The following is an 11,333-nucleotide window of genomic DNA, read 5'->3' as shown; positions in this document are numbered from 1 at the left end:
TCAGCTCGCCGCCACGGGCTGAGCCAGCAGGACGCGGCCATCCTTGATGCGCACTGGCACGACCGGTGTGCAGCCCTTTCCGGCGTCGGCGCCGGTGGGCTGACCGGTGGCCAGGTCGATGACCCAGCTATGCAGCGGACAGGTCACGGCATGGCCGTGGATGATGCCCTGGCTCAAGGGGCCGTGCTTGTGCGGGCAGCGGTCGACCAGGGCGAAGACCTGGCCGTCGCCGGTGCGGAACACCGCGACGTCGCCGTGAGTGGTGGCCACCCGACGCGCGCCGCGCTCGGGGATGTCGGTCACGGCGCCGACGTCGCGCCAATTTTCGCAAAGACGGGCGGGATCGATGTGGGCTTGCAGGGTCATTCGGCCGCCATCTCCATCGGAAGGGTCGCGATCGGCGTGAACTCGCCCGCCGCCACGCCGCCGGTGGCGCGCTCGGCCCAGGGGTCGATCTGGGCGGTCTCCTGCGACCGCACGAAGCGGGCGAAGAGCGCCGCGCGGCTCTCGAGGTCGTCCACGGTGGTGGCTCGGATCGTGTCGAGCCCGATGCGAGCCATCCACTTGTAGATCCGCTCCAGGTACCAGCCACCTTCGCGGTACATCTGCATGACTGCGGCGATGACCTGGATCGTCTCTTCCTCGGTGGCGACCTTGGTCAGCACCTCGGTTCCCTGGATGTGCAGGCCCGCGGCGCCGCCGACATGGATCTCGTAGCCGCTGTCGACGCAGATCACGCCGATGTCCTTGCAGGTCGACTCCGCGCAGTTACGCGGACAGCCCGACACGGCCAGCTTGACCTTGGCCGGCGCCCACGAGCCCCACATGAACTTCTCGAGCTTGATCCCCAGACCCGTGGAGTCCTGGGTGCCGAACCGGCACCAGTCGCTGCCGACGCACGTCTTCACCGTGCGTAGCCCCTTGGCGTAGGCGTGGCCGCTGACCATGCCGGCGGCGTTGAGGTCGGCCCATACGGCCGGGAGGTCGTCCTTCCTGACGCCCAGCAGGTCGATGCGCTGCCCCCCTGTCACCTTGACCGCCGGGATGGCGTATTTGTCGGCGACGTCGGCGATGGCGCGGAGTTCAGCGGGGCTGGTCATGCCGCCCCACATGCGCGGCACGACCGAATAGGTGCCGTCCTTCTGGATGTTGGCGTGGACACGCTCGTTGATGAAGCGCGACTGGCTGTCGTCCACGTACTCGCCCGGCCAGGCGCACAGCAGGTAGTAGTTCAGGGCTGGCCGGCACGAAGCGCAGCCGTCGGGCGTTGCCCATTCCATCGCCTGAAAGACGGCCGGCATGGACTTCAGCTCGTACTCCACGATCGCCTCGCGCACCTCGCCATGCGGGCGATGCGTGCACTTGCACATCGGCTTGGGGCCAGTCTGGGCCTGGAAGCCGTCGCCGAGGGTGAGGCGGAGGACCTGCTCGACCAGCGGCGTGCACGAGCCGCACGAGGCCGAGGCCTTGGTCACCGCGCGGACGTCGTCCAGCGTGGTCAGGCCCTGGGCCGTGATGGCCCCCGTGATCGTACCCTTGCAGACGCCGTTGCAGCCGCAGATCTCCTGCGTGTCGGGCATGGCCGCAACGGCTGCGCTAGGGTCCAGGCCCGAGAGGCCCTCCGTGATCGCTTGCCCGAAGATCAGGGTCTCGCGGATCTCGGCGACATCCGTCCCCGCCCGCATCAGGTCGAAATACCAACCGCCGTCGGCCGCGTCGCCGAACAGGACCGCGCCAGCGACCTTGCCGTCCTCGATGACCACCCGCTTGTAGACGCCGCGGGCGGCGTCGCGGAACACGATGTCCTCGCAACCGTCGCCGCCGGCGAACTTGCCCGCCGAAAAGACGTCGACGCCCGAGACCTTCAACCGCGTCGAGAGGACCGAGCCTTGATAGGCGCCCTGCCCCTCCGTTAGCGCCTCGGCCAGGGCCCGGCACATATCCCAGATGGGCGCGACCAGGCCGTAGCAGTTCCCGCGATGCTCGACGCACTCGCCGACGGCGAACACGGCCGGATCGGAGGCGCGCATGGCGTCGTCGACGATGATCCCGCGATTGACCTGCAGGCCAGCCACCTTGGCCAGGGAGGCGTTCGGGCGGATGCCCACGGCCATGACCAACAGGTCGCACGCCAGGACGCGGCCATCCTTGAGCTTGAGACCAGCGACCTTGCCGTCCTGTCCGACAATCTCCTCGGAGTGCGCGCCCAGCACCGTCTCGACGCCGCGCTCGGCCAGCGCCTCGCGCAGCAGGTAGCCGGCGCTCTCGTCCAGCTGGCGCTCCATCAGCACGTCCATCAGGTGGACGACCGTGGCGCCCATGCCGCGTCGGGCCAGGCCATAGGCGGCTTCGAGGCCCAGCAGGCCGCCGCCGATGACCACGGCGCGGGCGCCGGCCTTGCCGGAAGCCTCGACCATCGCCTCGACGTCGTCGAGGTCGCGGAAGGTGACCACGCCCTTCAGGTCTGAGCCCGGCAGCGGCAGGCGGAACGGGTCCGAGCCCGTGGCCAGGATCAGCTTGTCATAGGCGACTTCCAGGCCGCCCTCGGCGACTATCTTGCGGCCTTCGAGGTCGACCGCCGTAACGGCGCGGCCGGCGTGCAGGGTGATGGCGTTGTCGCGGTACCAGGCCTCGTCGTTGATGACGATGTCGTCGAAGGTCTTCTCGCCCGCCAGCACGGGCGAGAGCATGATCCGGTTGTAGTTCACCCGCGGCTCGGCGCCGAAGATGGTGATGTCGTAGCGGGCGGGATCGCGCTTGAGCACTTCCTCGACCGCCCGGCAGCCGGCCATGCCGTTGCCGATGACGACCAGACGTTCTTTCGTCATGGGTCTATCTCGCTTGTCGGAGGAAAAGGGTCAGACGCGGACCGAGACGGCTTCGTCGTGCAGCGTCGGCCAGACGGCGCGCCAGCGGGCCTTGAGGCCGTGCAGCGCGACCAGGGCGAACAGGGCCAGCAGCGCGAAGCCGATGAAACCGGACTGGTAGGAGCCAGTCATCTTCTTGGCCAAGCCGAGCGTGGAGGCCAGGTAGAAGCCGCCGATGCCTCCGGTCATGCCGATCAGGCCGGTCATCACGCCGATCTCCTTGCGGAACCGCTGCGGGGCGAGCTGAAACACCGCGCCATTGCCCGCCCCCAGGGCCAGCATCGAGAACATCAGCACGGCCAGGGCGATGGAGGCCGTGGGCAGCTGGAAGCTCGCCACCGTCAGGCCTAGAGCCGCCAGGACGTAGACGACGCTCAAGGTCCGCACCCCGCCGAAGCGGTCGGCCAGGGCCCCGCCCACCGGACGGATGAACGAGCCGGCGAAGACGCAGGCGGCGGTGAAGAAGCCGGCGATAACCGGGTCCAGGGCGTATTCAGAGTTGAAATACATGGTCAGCGACGAGGCCAGGCCGACGAAGCCGCCGAACGTGACCGCGTACAGCAGCATCAGCCACCACGCGTCCGGGACCTTCAGCACGTCGAGGTACTCGCTCAGCTTCTTCGGCGCGGGCTGCTCGGGCGCGTCCTTGGCCAGCAGCATGTAGACGACGAAGGCGACCGCGAGCGGGATGGCGGCGAGGCCGATCACGTTCTGCCAGCCGAAGACCTTGGCCAGGGCTGGCGCGAACAGCGCCGCCAGGGCCGTGCCCGAGTTGCCGGCGCCGGCGATGCCGAGCGCCAGGCCCTGATGCTCCTGGGGATACCAGCGGGAGGCCAGGGGCAAGGCGACCGCGAACGAAGCGCCCGCCACGCCCAGAACCACGCCAAGAGCCAGGACCTGATGATAGTTGTGGATGCCGACCGCCCAGGCCAGGACCAAGCCCGCCAGGACGATCAGCTGGCCGATCATCCCCGTCTTTTTCGGACCGACACGGTCGACCAGCACGCCGTTGACCAGGCGCAGCAACGCGCCAGCCAGAACAGGAATGGCGACCATCAGGCCCTTCTGGGCGGGATCGAGGTGGAAGTCCTTGGCGATGGCCACGCCCAGCGGGCCCAGGATCACCCAGACCATGAAGCTGAGATCGAAATAGAGGAAGGCGGCGAACAGGGTCGGCGCATGGCCGGCCTTCAGGAAATCGCGGGAGATCATGACGGCCTCGGATGTTTGCGTGTCTGCGAGAGCGGAGCGTCATCGCTCCGGGTGGCTGACCGCATCCGAGCGGTCCTCTGGCAGCCGCGAACGCCGTTGTTCGTTGGCCTAGACATCAAGGGAAACGATATCGGGCGAGCTGTCACGAGGACTGGACCGCTAACCTCGCTCCCAGCTCCTGGAGCACATTTGCGCGGCACCCGCGCCCCCGGGGCGCCCGCGAAACAGGCGGATCATCTCCGTAGGCGGGCGATCTTGAAGCTCTCGGCGTAGGCGCGCGCCGCGGCGGGTTCGAAGGGGACGCCGTCGAAAAGTCGAGCCTCCACCGGCTCGGCGGCGTCGGGGAACACCAGCGCCGGCTCCAGCACCGGTCCCAAGGACAGGGCCGCGTCTCGATAGAGGTCGGGCCGATAGACCTGGTCGACGATCGTCTCCAGATCCCGGTTCGCATCGATCTGGCCCCAACGGATCATCTGGGACAGGAACCACAGTCCGTGCTCCCGCCGTGGCAGTCCGGCGGCGTCGCGATGGAACACGACCTCGTGCTCCAAGGCCCTTGAGATCGCCATCGGTGTCGCCTCGATGCGCTCGGGCCCCGCGAGATGAGCGATCAACGCCTCGCGATTTTCAGGCGCGTCGGCCCAGGCGGCTCCGCGAATGATCGCGCGCAGGAGCGCTCGCAACTCGTCGGGCTTCTGGCCTGCCAGCGAACCACTGACCCCAAGGACCTTGTCCGGGCCGCCGGGCCAAAGCTGCGACGAAGCCGCCAGAATGCGACCTACCCCTTCCAGCTCGGCGACGGCGTTCCAGGGCGCGCCCACGCAGAAGCCGTCGACCTCCCCCGCCCGCATCCGCTCCACCATGCGCGGCGGCGGGATGACGACCAGGCGCACGTCGCGATCCGGGTCGATCCCCCCCTGCGCCAGCCAGTAGCGCAGCAGATAGTTGTGCATCGAGTAGGGAAACACGACAGCGAAGGTCAGCGGCGCATCGCCCCGAGCGCGCCGCTCGGCGATCAGCGTCTGGAGGCGCGCGGCCGAGGGCGGCGGCCCCGCGAGGTCGGCGGTCACGCCATCCAGCGCTTCGAAGAGCGCCATCGACAACGTGATCGCGCTGCCGTTCCGGTTCAACGCCAACGGCGCCAGCACGGCGCTTCTCGACTCCTCGGCGGCCGTGGCCAGGGCCATGGGCGCCAGCATATGGGCTCCGTCCAAAGCGCCGACGGCGACCTTGTCGCGGACGGTCGCCCAAGAGGCCTCGCGGACCAGCTCGACGGCCAAGCCCTCGTCCTCGAAGAAACCCTGGGCCTGGGCCGCGATCAGCGGCGCGCAGTCGGTTAGCGGAATGAAGCCGAGGCGGAGGTCCGACAAGCCGCTCACGAAGCATCCCCTTTCAGCACGCCCGCGAACGCCAGGAGGTCGGCGGCGATCACGCCGATCGGCTTGCCGCGATCCATGGCCAGCTTGCGCAGCAGGCGATAGGCCCCGTCCTCGTCGAGGCCCCGTTCCTTCATGAGAAGCCCCTTGGCGCGGTCCACGACCTTGCGCGACTCCAGATCCGCCTTCGCCCTCGCCAGATCGCTTCGCAACTGGCGCGTCAAGGCGAAACGGCTCATGGCCACGTCGAGAATGGAGCGCACGCGGTTGGGCGCGAGGCCATCGACCACATAGGCCGCCACCCCTGACCGCACCGCCTGCTCGGCGAGGCCCGGTTCGGATCGGTCGACGAACATCACCACCGGATGGCCCTGGCTCGACTCCTTGAGGCTGTCGAGCGTATCGCGATCGGGGCTCTCGGCGGCGATCACCACTACATCCGGCGCGAACGACAGAACCTCGGCCTCGTCGTAGAGCGCCGAATGGCGCACCTCAAGGGGCTCGATACCCTCGAGCCCCTCGGCCACCAGCTCGGCTCGGACCTGATCTGGATCTATGACGAGGACGCGCATGAGGTTGACCTAGGCGTTGTCGGACAAGTTTGTGGAGCGCCGCCACGCCGCTGATCTTTGCAAAGTCCGAACTGCCTAAATCAAGGGCGCCGCGCTAGTCGTCACGAAGAGCCTATTCACGCCGCTTGTCTCGCGTACAGGAACTCGATGACCGCGGCGCGCGCGTGGACGTAGGTCGGATGCTCGGCCACGGCCAGGCGGTTTCGCGGCCGCGCCAGCGGCACGTCCATCACCTGGCCGACGCGGGCGCGCGGGCCATTGGTCATCATCACGATGCGGTCCGACAACAGGGTCGCCTCGTCCACGTCGTGAGTAATCATCAGGACCGTGTTCTTGAGCGCCGCGTGGATTTCCATGACGCTGTCTTGCAGATGGGCGCGGGTCAGGGCGTCCAGCGCCCCGAACGGCTCGTCCAGCAGCAGCACCTTCGGCTCCATCGACAGCGCGCGGGCGATGCCGACCCGCTGCTTCATGCCGCCCGAGATTTCCGAGGGCCGCTTGTCCAGGGCGTGGGTCATCTTGACCAGCTCCAGATTATGCAGCGTCCAGTCGCGGCGCTCGGCGGAGGACTTAGTTCCGCCGAACACCTTGTCGACCGCCAGGGCCACGTTCTCGCGAACGGAAAGCCAAGGCAGCAGCGAATGGTTCTGGAAGACCACCGCGCGATCGGGGCCAGGCGCGTTGACCTCCCGCTTGTCCAGGATCACCGCGCCCGTCGTGACCGGCGTCAGGCCCGCGACGACGTTCAGCAGGGTGGACTTGCCGCAACCCGAGTGACCGATGATCGAGACGAACTCGCCCTTCTCGATCTTCAGGTCGATCCCGGTCAGGACCTCGGTTCGGGCAGCGCCCTTGGCGAAGGTGACGCCGACGTTCTCGATGGAAAGATAGGCCTTGGCCATGGTCCGCGCTCCTAGCTGACGGCGTTGCCGCGCGAGACGAAGTGGCCGATCAGGGCCACCAGACGATCGAGGAAGAAGCCCGTCATGCCGACCCAGGCCAGGGCCACGATGATGTCGGCGATGCGCGAGGCGTTGTACTGATCCCAGATGAAGAAGCCGATGCCGACGCCGCCCAGCAGCATTTCCGAGGCGACGATGGCCAGCCAGCTCATGCCGATGCCGATGCGTAGCCCCGTGAAGATGTAGGGCGTCGTGGCGGGCAGCAGGATCTTGAAAAAGTACTCCACCGGCGACAGGCGCAGCACCCGGGCGACATTGACGTAGTCGCTGGGGATATTCCGCACGCCGACGGCGGTGTTGATGATGATCGGCCAGATGGCGGTGATGAAGATCACGAACAGCGCCGAGGGCTGGGCCTGGTGAAACGCGGCCAGCGAGATCGGCAGCCAGGCCAACGGCGGCACGGTTCGCAGGACCTGGAAGATCGGATCCAGGCCCCGGTGCGCCCAGCGGTTGGAGCCGACGAAGACACCCAAGAGGATTCCGCAAACCGCCGAGATCGAGAAGCCGATCCCGACCCGCTTGAGGCTGGTGAACACGTGCCAGAACAGGCCCTTGTCGACCCCGCCATTGTCATAGAACGGATGCAGGATCAGATCCTTGGATTCCAGCCAGACCTGCTTGGGCGACGGCAGACCCGTGTAGGAGTCGCCAACCAGGGCCTGCCAGGCGGCCAGGACGACCAGCAGAGTCAGCACCGGCGGGATCGCGACGCCGGCGACGTCCTTCACGCGGCGCGCCAGCTCCGGTGGCAAGGAGGACCTGGCCGTTGGCGGGGGCGGCGTGGCGACCGGCGTCACCGCGGGGAACGTGGGCTTGGGATAGGTCATGGCGCGCCCTCCCCTCAGACCAGCTTCTTGATCGGCTGGCTGGCCAGATAGGCCCCCGGATTGGCCGGATCGAACAGCTTGCCGTCGAAGAACCGCTCGACACCCCGGCTATCGCTGGCCGGGCCGGCCTGGCCGATCGTCTTCGCGGCGGCCCGCCAGATGTCCGAGCGGTTGACCTTGTCGACGAGAGCCTTGGTGTTGGTCTTCTGCGGCAGCACGCCCCAGCGGATGTCCTCGGTCAGGAACCAAAGGTCGTGGGACTTGAACGGGAAGCTGGCGTTGTCGGCCCAGAACTTCATCCGGTGCGGCGAGTTCTTCAGCGTCCGGCCATCGCCATAGTCCACCGTCCCCTGCAGGCGGGGCAGGATGTCGCCCATCGGCACGTTGATATACTGGCGCCCGGAGACGATCGAGCACATCTGCGGAAGGTTGGCCGTCTTGTCGCACCACATCTGGGCTTCCTGCACGGCGGCCGTGATCGCTTGGGCGGCGCGGGGGTACTTGTCGACCCAGGCGGCCCGCATGCCGAGCGCCTTCTCCGGGTGGTTCATCCAGAGCTCGGAGGTCAGGCAGGCGGTGTAACCGATCTTCTGGTTGACCAGCTGGCCGTTCCAGGGCTCGCCCACGCAGAAGGCGTCCTGCGTGCCGGCCTTCATGTTGGCCACCATCTGCGGCGGCGGAATCACGATCGTGGCGACGTCGACATCGGGATTGATGCCGCCGGCCGCCAGCCAGTAGCGTATCCACAGATCGTGGGTGCCGCCCCGGAAGGTCATGGCGACCTTGGCGATGTTGCCCGCCGCCTTCAGTTGCTGGAACTTGGCCTTGGCGCCGGCGCTGTTGAGGCCAACCTTCACCGCTTTGAGATCGTTGCCGACCGAAATGCCCTGACCATTCGTGTTCAGACGAGCCAGGATGTACATCGGCGTCGGGGCGCCGCCGGTGATGGCGCCCGTCGTCATCAGATAGGGCATCGGCGTTAGGATGTGCGCCCCGTCGATGCCGCCGCGTTCCGAGCCCAGAACCAGATTGTCGCGCGTCGCGGCCCAGGAAGCCTGTTTCGCGACCTCGACATCGGGCAGGCCGTGCTTGGCGAACAGGCCGCGCTCCTTGGCGATGATCACGGGCGAGCTGTCGGTCAGGGCGATGAAGCCTAGGCGAGCCTTGGCGATCTCGGGTCCCGCGCCAGCGGCGTGGGCCCCGGCCGGGAACGCGGCCTTGGCGGCGGCGACCGTGGCGGCGGCGCCCATCAGGGCGTGGCGACGGGTCAGGCCGGACTTGGTGGTGTCGGTCTTGCTCATGGTCATGCGTCCTGGGGCTAGAACTTGTATTCGAGGGTGAGCCAGGTCTTGGTCCGCGAGGCCGGCGGCGCGGCCGTGCCGACCGGGACGGTCTTCGCCCGCTGGAAATCGGCATATTTCAGCTGGACCGAGAGCTTGGTCGTGATGGCGGCGGTGAACTGCAGATCCCACTCGTGACCTAGGTCCGCGCCGGTGCGCTGGTCATCGAAGGCGTGGTAGCGGGCCACCAGATCGGTGTTGAAGAAGTAGGTCGCGCGGAACCTCGGCTTGACGTTCAGCGCGACGTTCAGGTCTTCGAGGCCATCGACGAAACTCTTGTTGCCGCCCGGCGAGACGAAGGCGTCCGACCAGCCGTTGAAGGCGTGCACCGTGGCCAAAGGCGTGGTGAACCCGCGTGTCCCGTCGCCCTCGAGCGACTCGTACGAGACCTTGGCGGTATAGATGTCGAAAGTCGCCGCGAGATCGGCGCCGAAATAGTCGAGGCTGAAGTCCGGCGTGTTGTGGTGATAGTCCGACTGCCGGGCCCAGGTAGCGTTGTAGGCCAGTTGATAGAGCCCCAGCCACGTCTTGCCGGACACCTTCGCGCCCTTGGTGATGGACGAGTTGACCGGTGAGTTGCCGAAGTCGAGCGCGTAGACGAAGCCCTGCAGGCGCAGCGCCTCGGCCGGCGACCAGGTGGCGTTGAACAGGTGGCTGTCGCTATCCCAGTCGCGCAGTTCGCCCAGGATGCGGTTGATGTGGGTGACGTAGGCGTAGGTCGCCTTGAAGCGTCCGAGCGCCATGTCGGCGCGCACGGCGTCGAAGGTCTGTTCGTCTTGGCGCCAGCCGACATTGCCGACGAAGCGCTGGTCGTCCAGCAGGATGCGCTGCCGTCCCGCCGTGACCTGCAAGGCCGCGTTCGGCGTCCAGGTCAGCTGCGCGCGGTTCAGTTCGGTCACGTCGGGATCGTTGACGACAGGATAGCGGGCCTTGTCGGCGCCGTTCAGCGGCGGCGTGGTCGCGCCAGGCACGTTGACGGCGTAGTGCTCTGGGCCAGCTTGGCGGACATCCTCGAACTCGATCAGGCCCTTCAGGCCCTTCCACTCCGCCGTCTCCCAACCGAGGCGGGTACGGACCGTGAAGGCGTCGGCCGGGTCGCGCAGCGTGGCCGTTCGCGTCTGATCGACGGTCTCGTAACGCGCCCTGACTTCGAGGATCAGCTTCCCCGCCCCGATCTGCTCGCTAATCGTCGGTCGCGGCGCGGGCGGAGGCGGCGGCTCGACCGTCGTTTCAGATGTCATCTCCGCGGCCGGCCTGTCGGCTGGCGTCGTGGCCTGATCTGGCGCCGTCCGCGCCCAAGCCGTGGTGCTACAGGCGAGCGCCAGCGCCGCCGCACCGTGGTGCAGCCCAAGTCGCATGGGTTTCATGCCTTCATCCCCTGAGGCCAAAACGAAAAAACGCCCGGCGAGACCGCGCGCGGCGATCTCTCCGGACGTCGTTGTCCAAGCTTACCAAGTGGCTACATCGCCACTGGCGGCCCTCTCGGGCCAACGAGAAACTTCGTTGCTTCCCGTGTCGCGATCAGGAAGCGACGGGGTGGAGACAGGAACAACCGCAAAACACCGTTCCGTGCTCTGAATGGTGAGCGGAGGACGGTTTTGCACAGCAACAAAGCACTCTTGATCGAAGGCTTGCCCGCTATTGTTGCGCTGGGAGCGCCACGGCTCGCCACGCGGCCTGAATAGCCACCTCCCCTCCCGCACCGGCCGGTGACGGGCGGAGCTCGTGGCGGCTCCAACGACGGAAGAGCCCGCGCGTCGTACCAAGCCCAACAGCTGTAACTATGTAACCTGTTCTCGGAGTGGTTCGCGAAAGCTATATAGCGGCCATGCCGAAGACGACGACATGGTGGCGGAACGTGGGGGGGCTTCTGGCCGCCTGCGTCTTGACGCTGCTCGTCGTCGCCCCGGCGATCGCTTCGTCCGCCTGTGTCTGCGACGAGCGTCCGGCCAGCGCGCATCAGACGATCCAGGCCGACCAGAACCATGACAACGCGCCCTGCAAGGCCGCTTGCTGCCTGGGCGGCCACTGCCATCATGGCGGATCCCTGCTCGACGCGCCGGTTGTCATGGTCGCCCCACCAGCCCCGGCCGCGTCCAAGCAGGTCATGACCCCGGTCCACGCGCTGAGCTCGCGCTCGCCCGCCCCGCTCGACCAACCGCCTCGCGCCTGAG

The 11,333-nt window shown here is 67.5% G+C and carries 10 protein-coding genes; 1 reads left to right on the top strand and 9 read right to left on the bottom strand.

What is annotated here, in order from left to right; translation table 11 throughout:
* From nirD to J2728_RS07885, 9 genes are all read right to left on the bottom strand, one after another.
* Positions 1-366 (bottom strand): nitrite reductase small subunit NirD, encoded by a 366-nt coding sequence (gene nirD / locus J2728_RS07925; RefSeq protein WP_309998105.1) that lies wholly within the window; start codon positions 364-366, stop codon positions 1-3.
* Positions 363-2,828 carry a nitrite reductase large subunit NirB gene (nirB, locus tag J2728_RS07920; RefSeq protein ID WP_309998103.1) on the bottom strand — a complete coding sequence of 822 codons (2,466 nt, stop codon included), beginning with the start codon at positions 2,826-2,828 and terminating at the stop codon, positions 363-365. Before nirB ends, nirD begins: the two co-directional genes overlap by 4 nt.
* A gap of 30 nt (positions 2,829-2,858) precedes the next feature.
* Entirely contained in the window at positions 2,859-4,079 is a 1,221-nt protein-coding gene (locus J2728_RS07915; RefSeq protein ID WP_309998100.1) for a nitrate/nitrite transporter, read from the bottom strand.
* A 233-nt stretch (positions 4,080-4,312) separates the two neighbouring features.
* Positions 4,313-5,458 (bottom strand): CmpA/NrtA family ABC transporter substrate-binding protein, encoded by a 1,146-nt coding sequence (locus tag J2728_RS07910; protein ID WP_309998099.1) that lies wholly within the window; start codon positions 5,456-5,458, stop codon positions 4,313-4,315.
* On the bottom strand, positions 5,455-6,027 hold the full coding sequence (locus tag J2728_RS07905) for an ANTAR domain-containing response regulator (protein WP_013079182.1): 573 nt from the start codon (positions 6,025-6,027) through the stop codon (positions 5,455-5,457). Before J2728_RS07905 ends, J2728_RS07910 begins: the two co-directional genes overlap by 4 nt.
* A 116-nt stretch (positions 6,028-6,143) precedes the next feature.
* A complete protein-coding gene (locus tag J2728_RS07900; RefSeq protein WP_309998094.1) occupies positions 6,144-6,929 on the bottom strand; it encodes an ABC transporter ATP-binding protein in 786 nt (261 codons plus the stop codon).
* A gap of 11 nt (positions 6,930-6,940) precedes the next feature.
* Positions 6,941-7,819: a nitrate ABC transporter permease gene (gene ntrB, locus J2728_RS07895; protein WP_309998092.1), complete on the bottom strand. Its 879-nt coding sequence runs from the start codon at positions 7,817-7,819 to the stop codon at positions 6,941-6,943.
* A gap of 14 nt (positions 7,820-7,833) precedes the next feature.
* Positions 7,834-9,126: a CmpA/NrtA family ABC transporter substrate-binding protein gene (locus J2728_RS07890; protein ID WP_309998089.1), complete on the bottom strand. Its 1,293-nt coding sequence runs from the start codon at positions 9,124-9,126 to the stop codon at positions 7,834-7,836.
* A gap of 11 nt (positions 9,127-9,137) precedes the next feature.
* Complete coding sequence (locus J2728_RS07885) at positions 9,138-10,526, bottom strand: alginate export family protein (protein ID WP_309998088.1); 1,389 nt, start codon at positions 10,524-10,526, stop codon at positions 9,138-9,140.
* Between the two features lie 461 nt (positions 10,527-10,987).
* Between J2728_RS07885 and J2728_RS07880 the strand changes: the two genes are divergently transcribed.
* Complete coding sequence (locus J2728_RS07880) at positions 10,988-11,332, top strand: hypothetical protein (RefSeq protein WP_309998087.1); 345 nt, start codon at positions 10,988-10,990, stop codon at positions 11,330-11,332.
* The last annotated feature ends 1 nt before the right edge of the window (position 11,333 follow it).

Origin of the sequence: Caulobacter segnis (assembly GCF_031454995.1) — a bacterium.
Lineage (GTDB): Bacteria > Pseudomonadota > Alphaproteobacteria > Caulobacterales > Caulobacteraceae > Caulobacter > Caulobacter segnis_E.
Note: the sequence above shows the minus strand (reverse complement) of the source record. Positions and strands in the feature narration are given on the sequence as shown.